Source organism: Paracoccus benzoatiresistens (genome assembly GCF_026913015.1).
Taxonomy (GTDB): domain Bacteria; phylum Pseudomonadota; class Alphaproteobacteria; order Rhodobacterales; family Rhodobacteraceae; genus Paracoccus; species Paracoccus benzoatiresistens.
Map to the genome: position 1 here is coordinate 1 of NZ_JAPTYD010000074.1, position 14326 is coordinate 14326.

Annotated in this window: 13 protein-coding genes and 3 pseudogenes; 8 read left to right on the forward strand and 8 right to left on the reverse strand. The window is 63.9% G+C overall.

Features of this window, described 5'->3' with window-relative positions; all coding sequences use genetic code 11:
- Nucleotides 1-88: 88 nt before the first annotated feature.
- Together OU682_RS21610 and OU682_RS21615 are read right to left on the reverse strand one after the other, a co-directional pair.
- Nucleotides 89-232: a hypothetical protein gene (locus OU682_RS21610; RefSeq protein WP_268944273.1), complete on the reverse strand. Its 144-nt coding sequence runs from the start codon at nucleotides 230-232 to the stop codon at nucleotides 89-91.
- A 267-nt stretch (nucleotides 233-499) separates the two neighbouring features.
- A complete protein-coding gene (locus OU682_RS21615) occupies nucleotides 500-1120 on the reverse strand; it encodes a TetR/AcrR family transcriptional regulator (RefSeq protein ID WP_268944274.1) in 621 nt (206 codons plus the stop codon).
- A 28-nt stretch (nucleotides 1121-1148) separates the two neighbouring features.
- On the opposite strand from OU682_RS21615, the gene OU682_RS21620 reads away from it, so the two are divergent.
- The 4 genes and pseudogenes from OU682_RS21620 to OU682_RS21635 form a co-directional block, all read left to right on the forward strand.
- A complete protein-coding gene (locus OU682_RS21620; protein WP_268944275.1) occupies nucleotides 1149-2033 on the forward strand; it encodes a DMT family transporter in 885 nt (294 codons plus the stop codon).
- A 129-nt stretch (nucleotides 2034-2162) separates the two neighbouring features.
- Nucleotides 2163-3053 carry a DMT family transporter gene (locus tag OU682_RS21625; RefSeq protein WP_268944276.1) on the forward strand — a complete coding sequence of 297 codons (891 nt, stop codon included), beginning with the start codon at nucleotides 2163-2165 and terminating at the stop codon, nucleotides 3051-3053.
- 73 nt (nucleotides 3054-3126) lie between these two features.
- Nucleotides 3127-3391, forward strand: a pseudogene (locus OU682_RS21630) (helix-turn-helix domain-containing protein); the annotation flags it as partial.
- A gap of 45 nt (nucleotides 3392-3436) precedes the next feature.
- Nucleotides 3437-3673, forward strand: a pseudogene (locus tag OU682_RS21635) (arsenical resistance protein ArsH); the annotation flags it as partial.
- A 55-nt stretch (nucleotides 3674-3728) separates the two neighbouring features.
- On the opposite strand, the gene OU682_RS21640 reads toward OU682_RS21635, so the two are convergent.
- From OU682_RS21640 to OU682_RS21650, 3 genes are all read right to left on the reverse strand, one after another.
- Nucleotides 3729-4208, reverse strand: a complete 480-nt coding sequence (locus tag OU682_RS21640; protein ID WP_268944277.1) for a DUF2703 domain-containing protein — start codon at nucleotides 4206-4208, stop codon at nucleotides 3729-3731.
- A 94-nt stretch (nucleotides 4209-4302) separates the two neighbouring features.
- Complete coding sequence (locus OU682_RS21645; RefSeq protein WP_268944278.1) at nucleotides 4303-4530, reverse strand: thioredoxin family protein; 228 nt, start codon at nucleotides 4528-4530, stop codon at nucleotides 4303-4305.
- A gap of 13 nt (nucleotides 4531-4543) precedes the next feature.
- Complete coding sequence (locus tag OU682_RS21650) at nucleotides 4544-5542, reverse strand: permease (protein WP_268944279.1); 999 nt, start codon at nucleotides 5540-5542, stop codon at nucleotides 4544-4546.
- Between the two features lie 327 nt (nucleotides 5543-5869).
- Here OU682_RS21650 and OU682_RS21655 point away from each other — a divergent pair, with 327 nt between their 5' ends.
- The 3 genes from OU682_RS21655 to arsJ all read left to right on the forward strand — a co-directional run bounded on the left by OU682_RS21655 (nucleotide 5870) and on the right by arsJ (nucleotide 8985).
- A complete protein-coding gene (locus OU682_RS21655; RefSeq protein WP_268944284.1) occupies nucleotides 5870-6709 on the forward strand; it encodes a metalloregulator ArsR/SmtB family transcription factor in 840 nt (279 codons plus the stop codon).
- 3 nt (nucleotides 6710-6712) lie between these two features.
- A complete protein-coding gene (locus tag OU682_RS21660; protein WP_268944280.1) occupies nucleotides 6713-7720 on the forward strand; it encodes an ArsJ-associated glyceraldehyde-3-phosphate dehydrogenase in 1008 nt (335 codons plus the stop codon).
- 77 nt (nucleotides 7721-7797) lie between these two features.
- Nucleotides 7798-8985, forward strand: a complete 1188-nt coding sequence (gene arsJ / locus OU682_RS21665) for an organoarsenical effux MFS transporter ArsJ (RefSeq protein ID WP_371832295.1) — start codon at nucleotides 7798-7800, stop codon at nucleotides 8983-8985.
- Here the strand turns inward: arsJ and OU682_RS21670 are convergent.
- Complete coding sequence (locus tag OU682_RS21670; protein ID WP_268944285.1) at nucleotides 8972-9310, reverse strand: hypothetical protein; 339 nt, start codon at nucleotides 9308-9310, stop codon at nucleotides 8972-8974. The two genes, arsJ and OU682_RS21670, sit on opposite strands and share 14 nt — an antisense overlap.
- On the opposite strand from OU682_RS21670, the gene OU682_RS21675 reads away from it, so the two are divergent.
- Nucleotides 9209-10366 (forward strand): PAS domain-containing sensor histidine kinase, encoded by a 1158-nt coding sequence (locus OU682_RS21675; RefSeq protein ID WP_268944282.1) that lies wholly within the window; start codon nucleotides 9209-9211, stop codon nucleotides 10364-10366. The genes OU682_RS21670 and OU682_RS21675 overlap by 102 nt on opposite strands.
- A 1062-nt stretch (nucleotides 10367-11428) precedes the next feature.
- Here OU682_RS21675 and OU682_RS21685 read toward each other — a convergent pair.
- On the reverse strand, nucleotides 11429-13345 hold the full coding sequence (locus tag OU682_RS21685) for a hypothetical protein (protein WP_268944283.1): 1917 nt from the start codon (nucleotides 13343-13345) through the stop codon (nucleotides 11429-11431).
- Between the two features lie 609 nt (nucleotides 13346-13954).
- A pseudogene (locus OU682_RS21690) lies at nucleotides 13955-14251 on the reverse strand (transposase); the annotation flags it as partial.
- Nucleotides 14252-14326: the final 75 nt, after the last annotated feature.

A 14326-nucleotide genomic window follows, 5' to 3' on the forward strand; every position in this document is an offset into this window, starting at 1 on the left:
TCCGCGGTTCCCCATGTCGCGGCGCTACCCGGAAAATCGGGAGGTTCCTGGCGGCTCGTAGAGGCGCGGCCCGGCATTCACCGGCAGGTCAGAACAACCGGCCCTGCCGGTCCTCTTCCTCCGGCTCGAGGACCTCGAAGAGCAGATCGTCCAGAGGCCGCTGCAATCGTGCAGCCTCGGCCCATTCTGCGCTCATCCATGTCTCGATTTCCTCCGGGGTGGTGAGGATCACGGGCATGGCCTTGGGATGGATCGGCTTGACGACCGCGTTCGGCTCGCAGGTGGGAAAGGCGAAGAGCTGATGCTCTCCCGAGCGGGGGGTTCTTCATCGATCCGCGGTTCCCCTTCCAAGGCATCCATATGCCAGCGAAGAAGAACGGGGGGCGGCTGTCGTCCAGGGAAAACCAGTACAAGGGCTTTCGCCGGGTGACCCTGTCTGGCCTCGAGCCATATTCCGAAGACGCCGTTGTCCGTCGTCGAATGGGCCTGCTCTGCGTCCTTACACTCCTACGGAAAACGACCCCAACACCGCCAGATACCGGCGCAGCGAAGAGAAGGCATCAAGCTTACCTGTGATCTTGACCCGGACGATCACGCCTTCATAAAGATTGATCAGGTCCGTCACGACCAATTGGGTATCGACCGCCGGGTCGATCTCTCCCCGCGCTTTCGCAGCGTCGATCTGTCCGGCCAGGGACGCATGCCAAGCAGCATAGGCGTCTGCTAGGGCGCTTTGGAAGGCAGGTGATCGCGATGAGGCCGTCTGGGCCAGACTGCCGTATAGGCAGCCACCATGCGGCAGCGTATGCGCCAGTTCCGACTGGAGTTCCGTGAAATACGCGTCGAGCCTCGCCAGCGGCGACAACATGTCATTCTCGAAGATCCGCTGCCGCATCGCTTCATATCTTGCCGCATAGGCACCGACGATCTCTGCCGCAAAATCGTCCTTGCTGGCAAAATAATGATAAAAGGAGCCTTTGGGGACGCCCGCTTCAGCCAGCACCGGCCCAATGCCCATGCCTTCATAACCGTGACCGAGCAGATTCTTCAAACCTGTCGCAATCAGTCGATCGCGGGTCGCTGTTGGTCCAGCACTTTTGTAGACGACCGGTCTATTCATGTCTTATCACATATCAGCAGGTCGGTACATGCTACAAGGATCACGCAAGCTTGGCATCCTTCTTGTCTTGGTGTCCGCCGTCCTGTGGAGCACCGCAGGACTGTTCGTCCGGGTCGCGGATCTGGACATCTGGTCAATGGTCGGCTGGCGCTCTGCGTTCACGGCCATCGTCCTGGGCCTTTACATCGTCTGCCGAACCCGGTTCGAGGGCACGCGTGCGGTCCGCAGCTTCGGTCGCCCCGGGCTGGTGGCCACGGCCGTCGCGGTGGTGGCCTCTATCACCTACGTCGCTTCGCTGACTTGGACCTCGGTTGCCAATGTGATGACGATCTACGCAGCCCTGCCATTCGCGGCAACCTTGCTGGCCTTCCTGTGGCTCGGCGAACGGATAACCGGTCGGTTCATTCTGGCCGGGAGCGTTGCGTTCGTCGGGATCGCGGTGATGGTCGGCGCGAGTTTCGGGGGCCGCGACACTCTGGGGATCCTCGCGGCGACCGGAATGACGCTGAGCTTTGCCACGGTGCTGGTGATCGCCAAGCGCTACCCGACGCTCGACCTGACGCAAATGACAATGCTGGCGGCCATTGCTTGCTCCCTTATCGCGCTTCCCTTTATGCCTAGCCGCCTGCCGTCGCCCGAACAGTTGATGGCTTGCGCAGCCTATGGGGTGCTGAGCACCGGAATCTCCTACATCCTCGTCCTGATGGGCGGACGTCTGATCGGCTCAGGCGAGGCGGGGTTCCTGTCGATGCTCGATGTCGTGCTCGGGCCGTTTTGGGTCTGGCTGTTTTTCGACGAACGGATCGGCCTTTCGAGCTTCATCGGCGGCACGATCGTGATTCTGGCAGTGATCTGGTATCTGGGTGGCGGTCCGAGGAATGTCCGGGCGGCTCTGCCGACAACGGGTGGGTAGGCTGGAGTGCATAGAATACAGCAAAGCCTCTACCATTGCGCTCAGCACGACGCTTAGTAAGCTTCAAAGGGGCGAACCCAGTGCGCACATGCAACAGCAATAATCGTCTTGAACGGGAGCCGGGAAGACATGGGCACAACCTATCTAGCCTCCGGCATTGTTCTTGCCACGGGCATTTTCTGGGGCATCTACTGGTTCCCGGTGCGTGCCATAGCTGAACTCGGTCTGGACGGGGCGTGGGGAACTGGCGCAATCACTCTGGCAGCCATGCTTTTCTTGCTGCCATTCGTCTTCGCAAGGAAAGGTGATCTGCGTGACGCAAATCTTGTCGGGGTCGCAGCAATCGCGCTCGGAGGGGCTGCTTTTGCCCTCTACTCCATCGGATTTCTTTACGGCAAGGTTGCGCTTGTCGTCTTGCTTTGGTTCTTCAGCCCGGTCTGGAGCGTGCTGATCGCAAAGTATCTGTTGCGGTGTCATGTGCCAAAACTGCGGCTGGTCGCAATCGCGGTAGGCCTTGCCGGTCTTTTCATCATGCTTGGTGGCGATGGTGAACTTCCCGTCCCGGGCAGTTTTGGGGAATGGATGGCCTTGACGGGTGGTCTGATATGGGCGCTCGCAACAGCGGGCATGCGTTTGAAGTCCCAAGTGCCGCCGGCACCCGCAGCGTTCCTGTTTGCGCTTGGCGCGACCGTAACCTCTTTCGTCTTCGCACCTGTTCTCGAGCCTGTTCCCTCCATTGCGCTTTCCGACCTCGGCGCCGCGGCAGTGCATGTCTTTCTGACTGGCGGACTTTGGTGGGGGGCATCAATCGCCGCGCTGATGTGGGCAACCGTTCGGCTTGATCCTGCGCGGGTTGGGATTCTTTTGATGACAGAGGTGATTTTCGGCGCCGTGACTGCGGCGATTTTTGCAGGCGAAAGCTTGTCACCAAGCGAAATGATCGGCGGAACCCTGGTCATCCTGTGCGGCCTTCTCGAAGTCTGGCCGACAAAAACCGAAATCGAGCGTCTCCACGTCTGATACCGGCAGCCTTGATCTCTGACTCGCTCGGGATTCCCTTCGGCCTGAAAATCTGAATCATGGCCATCAAGGGATGAAGGCTCTGAGGGCAATTGAGATCACGCGCACGGATATGTCGGCAAGCGAACTTCGGGCGATGGCGGCTCGCACAAGGGATGCAAAGGCGGCGCGGCGGATGCTGGCGATCGCTCTGGTTCTGGATGATGAGCCATGTCGCGCCATCGGTCCGAGCGACAATGGCGAATGATCGCAAAGCGGCGGCGGAGGCCTGCGGCATGGACCGGCAGACCCTGCGCGATTGGGTGCATCGCTACAATGCCGAGGGGATCGTCGGTCTGTCGAACCGCCATGCGGCACGCCGGACGCCGCTCCTGAACTCGGAGCGGATGGTCACGATCCCGAACCAGTCCTCCGTTGCCAAGGCCTATGACGAGTTCGACAAGGCCGGCCGGATGCGCCCGTCGAGCTACTACGACCGCATCGTGGATGTGATGGAAGAGCTGGTGAAGTTCACGCTGCTGACCCGCGACCTGTCGGGGTTCCTCACGGACCGATACAGCGAGCGGAAGGAAACGGCGGCAAAGCTGGAAGCGCGGGTGAGCCTGAAAACCGCGACCTGAGGGGTCAGGAGCCGCTCCCTGCGAAACGCGGCAGACAGTCCTGCGGAGGGCGGCTTCAACCCGGTCTGGGTCCCGCAGCGGCGGCATCGTCAGACGCTTTCGCTGTATCGCAACACGCCGCAGAGCAGGCCCGTGGGCACGGGGCCGCATCGGGCAAGTGCGCTGCCGCGATCAGCCCCGCACGGAGCACCAAGTCTTCCGGAATGGTCTCGTAGGTTTGGCCATCAACCTCCAGGGTGCGGCACTCCCTGTCGCCGCATTCGTTGCAACACCGGCTGCTGCCAGTCCGGCCGCCAAGCCAGTCATCCAGTGGCCTGCCCGAGATCAGCACCTGATTCGATTGGAGCGGGTCCCGCAGGAACGCAGCCTGATCGATCTCCCGCTCTTCAAGCACGGGCTCAATTCCCAGGGACTCCAGAACCGTGCGAAGCTGCGCAACGGCGCGCCGGACCTCCTCGCCCGTGCCACGGCACCGCGGACATGTGGTGCCCTGCGCGCCGACCAGCCGCTGCCAGACAATCGGGAGTGTTCGCATCTTTGGTCCTCCTCATCACGGGCTTCCCTGCAGGCAGCCAGTTCCAAAACAGCAGCGCCCCTTGACGCCGGGCGGGCGCAGGCGTCCCCTTTCCTCAGAGCAGCTTTCCGATCTCCTCAGCGCTCAGCACCTTGCCGGTCGAGACGACCTTTTCGTCGACCACCAGACCGGGCGTCGACATCACCCCATAGGCCGCAATCTGGGCTATGTCCGTCACCTTGACGATCTCGGCTGCCTTGCCGGCCGCTGCGGCGGCGGCCTTGGCGTTCTCCCCAAGGGTAACGCACTTCTTGCAGCCTGAACCGAGGATCTTGATGATCATGGCAGATCTCCTGTCAGATGAACCAGTGGGTGATTTCGTTGAAGGCGAAGCCGATGGTCAGGATGCCCGCGCTGACCACGCAGATGAAGGTCAGCAGAAGCGGCATTCTCACCACACGCTTGAGCATAATCATCGAGGGCAGCGAGAGCGCTGTCACCGCCATCATGAAGGCCAGCACCGTGCCCAGCCCCACGCCCTTGCCGACGAGCGCTTCAGCGATCGGCAGGGTGCCGAAGATGTCGGCATACATGGGGATGCCGACCGCAGTGGCCAGCGGCACGGCCCACCACTTGTCCTGACCCAGCAGGGCCGTGATGGTGTCTTGCGGGATCCAGTTGTGGATCGCGGCCCCGATGCCGACGCCGATCAGGACATAGAGCCAGACCCGGTGGATGATCTCGATCACCTGATCGCGCGCATAGGCCAGCCGCTGCGTTCGGGCCATCGTTTCGACGTTGCCGGAGACAGGAACCGTCCGCACGAAGTCGGCGACCTGGTTCTCCATTCCCAGCTTTCCGATGACCGTGCCACCAATGACCGCCACAACCAGTCCGACTGCCACATAGGCCAGGGCGATGGGCCAGTTGAAAATCGACGCCAGCAGGATCACCGAGGCCAGGTCCACCAGGGGCGAGGAGATCAGGAAGGAAAAGGTGATCGCCAGCGGCAATCCGGCGGCCGTGAACCCGATGAAGAGCGGGATTGACGAGCAAGAACAGAAAGGCGTCAGCGTGCCCAGCAGTGCTGCGAGGACATTCGCCCCGAGGCCAGAGCGGCCGCCCAGTATGGCCCGCGTCCGTTCCGGCGGAAAATGGCTTCGCACATAGGAGATGGCAAAGATCAGCACCGACAGCAGCAGGAAGATCTTGACCACGTCATAGACGAAGAACTGCACCGAGCCACCAAGCCGCGAAGCGGGGTCAAGGCCGATGCCGGCTACCCCTTGGCCAACCAGATCATTGAGCCAGGTCATCCGCAGGAACTGGTCATTCATCCACCCGAAGATGCTCATGCCGTATTCTCCTGGGCCACCGGCGCGAGATGACCGGGTTTTGGGCAGCGGATCGAATGCGCATCTCGCCGAATCCCCAGCAGTCTGGGCTGCGTCAGAGCCTGCATGTGCCGCCCTCTCTGGCTCCGCGTCGCGCCAGTCGGATCAATCACGACAGGCAGGATCGACACGACCATCCCCGATGCTCCTCCAGATGCCGCCGCCCGCGCATCTATGCACATTCAGGGGTGCGGCGCCTTGATCCTGATCAGCTTCAGGAAGGGCGGCAGCCAAACTGTCATCAAAGCTTCACTGGACTTGAGCCGTCCTATCCTAAATACAGGAATCATGGAACAGAATAGTGCCGTTCATGCCTTTGCTACGCTCGGCCATCCCGGTCGACTGGCTGTGTTTCGCCTGCTCATGCGCTTTGCGCCGCAGGGCGTGCGTCCAACCGAGATCGCCGGGGCGCTCGGGTTGAAGCAAAACACGCTGTCGCATCATCTGGCGGACCTGACCGCTTCCCGCCTGGTGCAGGTCGAGCGTCAGGGGCGGTCGCTGTTCTACGCGGTCGATCTCGACACGGCAGAGGGGCTGATCGGCTACCTCGCCCTCGACGTGGGCCGGGCCCGGCCCGATCTTCTTGCTCCCCTCCTGACCTCTCGGAAGGACGCTGTCATGCGCGATACCGACTTCGACGTGCTGTTCATCTGCTCGGGCAACTCTGCCCGCTCGATCTTTGCCGAAGCCCTGCTGCGCGATCTGGGCCGCGGCAAGTTCCAGGCTTTCTCGGCCGGAACGCGCCCCGGCACCGCGCTCAACCCCCTTGCGTTGGAGGTCTTGGCGCGCAACGGACACGATACGACCATCTTGCGGTCCAAGCATATCTCGGAGTTCCAGCGTCCCAGCGCGCCGGTGATGGATTTTGTCTTCACCGTCTGCGACACGGCCGCGGCCGAGGAATGCCCGCCCTGGCCGGGCCAGCCGATCACCGGCCACTGGGGGCTACCGGATCCGGTGAAAGCCACCGGGACAGATGCCGAAAAGGCGTTGGCCTTCGCGCAGACCTACGCGGCGCTGCGTCGCCGGATCGAAGCCTTTGTCGCATTGCCCTTCGCCAGCCTGAGCCGGATGTCCCTGCAAGCCCATGTCGATGCCATCGGCACCGACCTTCCCGTGAAAGGCTGATCCATGGCCCGCATCGCCCTGAATGGCCTCGGCCGGATCGGAAAGCTTGTCCTGCGCGACCTCATCGACACCGGTGCCGCTGGCGAGATCGTGGTTCTGAACGACCCGGTGGGCGATGCCGAGCAGCACGCGCTGCTGATGGAGTTCGACTCGGTCCATGGCCGCTGGCGCACGCCGGTCAGCCATCAGGAGGACGCGCTGGTGCTGGATGGCCGCGCCATCCGCCTGACGCATGAGAAGACCATCGAGTCCCTGCCACTGGCCGCACTTGGCGTCGATCTGGTGATCGACTGCACGGGGGTGTTCAAGACGGCGGCCAAGGTGGCGCCTTACTACGCGGCCGGGGTGAAGAAGGTGGTCGTCAGCGCGCCGGTCAAGGACGACGGCGCGCTGAACCTGGTCTATGGGGTGAACCACGGTCTTTACGACGGCTCGCAGACGCTGATCACGGCGGCCTCCTGCACCACGAACTGCCTGGCCCCTGTGGTGAAGGTGATCCACGAAAACCTTGGCATCCGCCACGGCTCGATCACCACGATCCACGATGTCACCAATACCCAGACCATCGTGGACCGCCCGGCCAAGGACATGCGCCGGGCGCGGTCGGCCCTGATGAACCTGATCCCCACGACGACCGGCAGCGCCACGGCGATCACGCTGATCTATCCCGAACTCAAGGGCCGCCTGAACGGCCATGCGGTGCGGGTGCCGCTGCTGAACGCTTCCCTGACCGACTGCGTGTTCGAGGTGGAGCGCGCGACGACGGCAGAGGAGGTGAACGCCCTGTTCGCCGCCGCGGCAGAGGGTCCGCTGAAAGGCATCCTCGGCTTCGAGACCCGCCCGCTGGTGTCCTGCGACTTCACCAACGATCCGCGCTCGTCGATCATCGACGGGCCGTCCACGATGGTGATCAACGGCACGCAGGTGAAGATCTACGCCTGGTATGACAACGAATGGGGCTATGCCTGCCGGTTGGCCGACATCGCGCGCATGGTGGCGGGATCGTTGTGAGTGCCGTGAGCCAGACAACCCCGCCGCCCAATCCCTTGCGCGCCTACGCGGCCGTCACGGCCGCCTACTGGGCCTTCATGCTGTCGGACGGCGCGCTGCGGATGCTGGTGCTGCTGCACTTCAACACGCTGGGCTTCACGCCTGTCCAGCTTGCCTGGCTGTTCCTGCTCTATGAGGTGGCCGGGATCGTCACCAACCTGGCGGCCGGCTGGCTGGCCGCGCGGTTCGGGCTGGCAGCGACGCTTTATGGCGGACTTGCGCTGCAGATCGGAGCGCTGATTGCCTTGGCGCAGCTGGACCCCGGCTGGGGTGTCGCGGCATCTGTCGCCTTCGTCATGGGGGTGCAGGGCGTGTCGGGTGTGGCCAAGGACTTGGCCAAGATGTCCTCGAAGTCGGCCGTCAAGCTTCTGGCGCCGCAGGAGGATGGCGGACTGTTTCGCTGGGTGGCGGCGCTGACGGGGTCGAAGAACGCAGTCAAGGGCCTCGGCTTCTTCCTCGGCGCGGCGCTGCTGGCACTGGCAGGGTTCGAGGCGGCGGTTTGGGGCATGGCCGGGGTGCTGGCCCTGATCCTGATCGCGGTCGTCCTGTTCCTGCCCGCAGGCCTGCCCGGCCGCATCAAGTCCAATGAGGCCTGGAGCGGCTGGCGGTCGAAGGATGTCCGCGTCAACCGCCTCAGCCTCGCGCGCATGTTCCTGTTCGGCGCGCGCGATGTCTGGTTTGTCGTGGGCGTGCCGGTCTATTTCCAGTCCGTCCTGTCGGACGGCACGGCCGAGGGACGGCGAGAGGCGTTTTTCCTGATCGGCAGCTTCCTCGCCCTCTGGATCATCGCCTATGGCGCGGTGCAGGCACTCGCGCCGCGCCTTCTGGGCCGCAAGGGCCAGCCCGAGGCCGAGACCACCCGCAAGGCGATCTTCTGGTCGGGGTTGCTGGTGCCGATCCCTTTCCTGCTGGCCGGGGCGGCATGGGCTGCTGGCGGGCCGTCGGCCTGGTTCACTGCGACCCTTGTCGGCGGGCTTCTGGTCTTCGGCTTCGTCTTCGCGGTCAACTCCTCAGTCCATTCCTACCTGATCCTGGCTTTTGGATCGGCGGAACGGATCACGCGGGACGTGGGCTTCTACTACATGGCCAACGCGGCGGGCCGCCTGATCGGAACGCTCCTCTCCGGGCTCAGCTACCAGATAGGCGGGCTGCCGCTGTGCCTGGCTACCGCCGGGATCATGGCGCTGGCGAGCTGGCTCGCCGCGCGGCGCCTCAGCGCTGTCTGAGCAGCAACAGCGCACCTGTCGCCAGAAGGCCCACCCCCGCCGTCAACCAGATCGCGGACGGACCCCAGCTTGCCAGCGCCGCGCCAAACAGCAAAGGGGCCGCTGCCTGGAGCACGCGCGCGGGCGCATTCAGCCAGCCGAGGCGTGCGCCATAGCCCGCGGCCCCGAACAGGGCCAAGGGCAGCGTTCCTTTGGCGATGGTCAGGATGCCGTTGCCCGCACCATGAAGCATGGCAAAGGCATAGGCCGCAGGTCCGCCAAAGACTGTCAGGCAGATTGCCGCAACCGGGTGGGAAAACGCCGCCAGCCGTTCTGCCCATATCATTCCTCCATCTGTCATGCAGGCAGGGAATCACAGATCAAGCCACAGGAGTATCCTGAATCGGGAAAGCCGCAACACGCTCTAGAGCAGCATTTCGCGGCGATCATCGAAGGCTCCAACGATGCGATCATGGCCAAGGATCTGGGCAGCATCATCCTGAGCTGGAACCCCGCCGCCGAGCGCATCTTCGGCTATCGGGCCAACGAGATGCTGGGCCGGTCTATCACTCTGCTGATCCCCGAGGATCGGCAGCACGAGGAGGTCGACTTCATCAACCGGCTGCGCCGGGGCGAGCGTATCCAGCACTTCGAGACGATGCGGCGCAAGAAGAACGGGCAATTGTTCCCGATCTCGGTCAGCATCTCGCCAATCCGCAACAGGCAGGGCCAAGTCGTCGGCGCCTCCAAGATCGCCCGGGACATCACCGCCCAGCACCGCCTGCTCTTGGCGGAGATGAAGCATCGGGTCGGAAACAGCTTTGCGATCGCCAGCGGCTTGCTGAACCTGTGTGCCCGGCAGGCCACCACGATGGACGACCTGGTTGTTCAGACGCGCGGTCGCTTCCTGGCCCTGGCTGCCGCCCATTCCCTCACAGCGCCTGGCGCACCCGTCGAGGATGCCGCTGTCTTCGAGAGACGGCCTCTGCACGGGCTTATCGAGGCGATCCTCAAACCCTTTGCCGGATCGCTTCCCATCGATCTTGCCGTCGAGGACGTCCTGGTCGGACAGGCCGCCGTCACGCCGCTGGCCCTGGTCTTCGACGAGCCGTGCACGAACTCGGTCAAATACGGGGCGCTGTCTCAGGACAGCGGTGGGCTGGCCATCAGCAGCGAGCACCGGGGAGATCGCCTGATCATCCACTGGGACGAAACATTCGCGCCAGTGCAGGCAGGATCGACCGTTCAGGGACAGGGCTTCGGCACGATCATGTGTGAACTCGCCCTGCGAGATCAGCTGGACGGATCATTCCGGCGGCAGTTCACGAACAGCGGCATGCACGCGAGCCTGGACCTCAGTCACGCGCGTCTGTCTGCTGATCCCCAGGACAGCGGCACCTGACGGATCCTGAGCGTTCTGCGGGGGCGGAATGGCCGGTCGGGATGCCTTTCCAGCCGGGCGGCAGGAACTAGGAACCACAACACAGTAACCGGCCGTTTGTTACCGCGGCGGTTGAGCCTTCAAACATTGGACGAGTTCAGGATCGGTGACGAAATCGTCGAGGAACTGGTGCCAGGTTTCCGTTGTGTGGCGCGCGTCTCTGAGCATGTCAGTTAGTTCATCAATGCCGTCGTCGGTCAAGGCCGTGATGGCCTCGTCCGACCCGGTGTAGACGCTGATGATGGAGACCCATCACATCCAGAACACGAACGCGCTCCCCTCGCGACTCGAGGGCTTCATGCAGCCGTTCCGCGGGCCTGCATCCAGGTATCTCGACAGCTACCTTCAGTGGTTCATCGCCCGCGAGCGCCGCGTCGGGCCGCTCAAGATCTACCGAGCTCTGTAAGCCAACACGGTTTGCGGCATTGCCAAAATGAAAGCCAGGTTGCCGATCCACCTTGCCGATCCTTGCCCGATGAGAGCGCGGGCAGCCGGCAGCGACACCGCCGTCGACGCCAGCGCCGGAGAAGCACGCAGCGAGCGGAACCGCCGTGCTGTTGACGTCTTCGCCATCCAGCGCGGAACATATGGACACAGGACCAGATGAATGGCGGCAGCAGCCGTGCTGCCGGGAGGCCCTGCGGATGAAGGCCAACACGGTTTGCTGACATGGCCTTTTTTTCGGTCGGATGAGAGGCGCCTCAGGCGCGTGATTGATGTTCGCGCGCGAGTTCGCTCGCGAGGATTCCGCGCCCAGGCTTCCGGCAGGCGGGCGAGATGGCACAGCGCCGCATGCCGGCATCCGAGGGAGAGTACCTACTCGGCCGAGAACCGTGGAAAGAACTGGCCGGTGGAGACGAGGTCAAGGCGCGGCGGGCTCGTCGCCGTGACCTTGCTCTCGAGCTTGTCGAAGAAGAGCGGCTCGTCCGGGGCGAACTTCTCGAAGGTTCCCGCCAGAGCGCGGCTGAGCCAGCGATCATGGCCTTGGCGGTGGTTGCTCCAGCCGAGGTCACGGCGCCCTGCCTACACGATCCACCAGCCCTGATCGCTGTCGTAGGCCGCGTCGGCCATGCCTATCCCGCCCTCCGCCGGGGGAAGGACGCTCCACAGATCGGCTTCCGCGATGCGCTCGGCGAGATCGTGATTTCCAGTGGCGTCATTCGGCAGAACCAGACGATCGAAGATCACGACGCGCTCGATGTCTTCGGCTTCCACCCCGAGTTCGGCGATGGCGAAGTCGTCCAGACCTCCGCAGCGGCCTCGCGCGGCCTCGACCGCCGCGATCGCGGCATCGCGCTCGGCCTCGCCGTCAACTACCAGCAGCAGCGTGTCGCAGCCGCGGCTGCCCACGAAGCGGTCGAGATCGGCGCTTCCCGGCGCCCCGCCGATCATGGTTTCGGAGACGTAAAGAAACACGTCGGCACCGGCTCCACCCCTGGAGAGATCGCTGCCCAGCCCGTCGAAGATGAAGTCGGCGCCTAACCCGCCGGCGAGCACGTCGTCGCCGTCCTGGCCGGAGAGCACGTCCGAGCCGCGTCCGCCAGACTGCCGGTCGTTGCCGCTGCCACCGGCCAGGATGTCGTCCCCACGCCCGCCGCGCAGCCGGTCCCCCCCGCCGCCGCCGAAGATGACGTCGTCGCCCCGGCCCGCATAGACGCGGTCGTCGCCTCCGTCCGCGAACACCACGTCCTCGGCCCCGAGGCGCTTCGCCGACGGCCAGCAAACCCGGTACTCGTCCGCGCCGTCGCTCAGGAACCGGAGGTTCTTGGTGAGCGACGCCTCGCTGTAGACTGTCATGATGTCGTGCGTGTTCGCGGTGAAGTGCACACTGTCGAAATAGAGGGACTGATCGAGGGGCATGCCATCGGGGTAGAGCGGGTTCTCCGGAACAAAGAAGAACAACTCGCCGGGCGCCGGGTCCACCGCGCCGAAGGGCGTGTCGAGGTAAACCGGCTGGCTGAGGTTCAGGATCCCGAAGGACGCCGGGTCCTTGAAGACCTGCTCCAGCATGGAAAAGGCGTCGATCACCTCGAAATGCGTGTTGATCGAGGGATCCGCATGCCGCGCGTCGATCGCCGCTTCCACCCCTGCGTTCTGCGCGTCGAGGATCGCCTGGCCGAAGGGCCGGAACAGGTCGGAGAGGCCTTCCGGCAGCCCCGGCGCGACCTGCACCAGCGGGGTGAAGAATGACGGGTTGTTGGCGAAGATGACGGTGTCGATCCCCGCCTCGACGAAGGCATCGATCGCCGCAACTGTGGCCTCGATCGTGCCCGCCAGGACGGTGGAGATCTCGACGAGGAACTGCCTGATCGGCTCCGGCGTCGCCGGGTCGGCGATCAGGGCCGGGATGTCGAGCGGCCCGCTCGCCACGAGTTCCCCCAGCGCGGCGGCGTTCTCGCTGATGAAGGCGAGGTTGGAGGAGATGAAGGACAGGAAGTCGTTCGAGCCGATGGTGACGATGGCCGCGGCGCCCTCCGGCCGGCCGTCCGCGCCGAACGAGGCCACGGTCCGCTCCACCTGGCCGGCGAGGTCCATCCGCGTCTCCAGGCTTTCAGGCGGCGGCGTCCGCCCCTGAAAGTCCAGGACGTCGAGAATGCTCACCCCGAACACCGAGTCGCGGTCGATGTATTGCCCGAAGGTGATATCCCGCGCGGCCTCGGCACCAGCGACGGCCTCGTTCTGGACCGACCTTGCCATGCCGAGCAGTGTCACGAGTTGTTGGGCGTAGGGTTCGCCGTCCTCGATGCCGTCGCCATCCACGTCCTGGGTGTTGGTGCGGTAGCTGTATCCGAAGGCACGGTAGTCGCCGATCGGCGTGCCGAAGGTGAGCGTGTTGATGGCGCCTGAATCGAAGATGCTGTCGCCGACGATGTAGAGCTTCGAATAGCGGGGGCCGGCGCCGCCGTCGCGGTGCGGACTGCAGGACGGTTCAAGGGACATCGCACTTTTCTCCACGCGTTGGAACCACCGTTCGAAGAACAAAACGTGCCGTGTCGCAGGAGGTCAATAGGCATCGAACTGCCGTGACCTTGCGGCGCGAAGCCCTGCTGTACTGCATGGTCTGGCGCCGCGGCCGTGGGCAAGCTGTTCGCACGCCGGCGGGGATGGACAGGGGTGCCGACACGGCTGGGGCCCCGTCGCGTGCGTCAGCTTTGCCCGATCATCAGCTTCTCGACCGTTCCCGACAGCAATGCTGCCCGAGATCGACCGGAGCGCCACCTCGGCGCTGCAGGTGATCCAGTCCGGCGAGGAGCCGACGATAGACATAAGCTGCCAACGGGTTGCCTCCGCAGCATTAGCGAGAGGCAGGCTCAGCGGATCCGGAAACTTCGGAGGCGGTCCAACACGCTTTGCTGACATAGCCTTTTTTACGTCTGTTGCCCTTGGCAGTCTGAGACGAGGATGCTCACGGCCGCGGCAGACCAACAAGAGGCGCACATCTTTCTTGTGGGGGCCGCCAGACAGACCCTGTCTCCTTTTCTCGGTCGTGTCGCGAATGTGGTAGGAATTCCCTGGCAGCGCGCTCCGGGCATGTGAAATTGGCTTCGATCAGGCGGCGAGGTCAAGGGACATCGGCACGAGTGGTTGAGAGAGGGTTTCCCATCCGTCGACCTTTCGCATCTGGATCTGCCCTGACGCCAAGAGCGCCCAGAGCAGCATCGGCACGGTTTCGGCGCAGGGCAGCACGGTCTGGGTCTTGATGCGGCGGCGGAATTCCTCGTTCAGACGCTCGATGGCATTGGTGGTCCTTGCCGACTTCCATTGCGACGGATCGAGGCGGGTGAAGGTGAAGAGCCGGTCACCTGCTTCCTCCAGGCTGTCGGCCACGGCCCGGCACTTGAGCTGAGAGTGTCAGGTCTTCTGTGTATGAGTGATCCGGTCCATGCTTCACCGAAAGGAAGCATGCATGACGATCTCCAA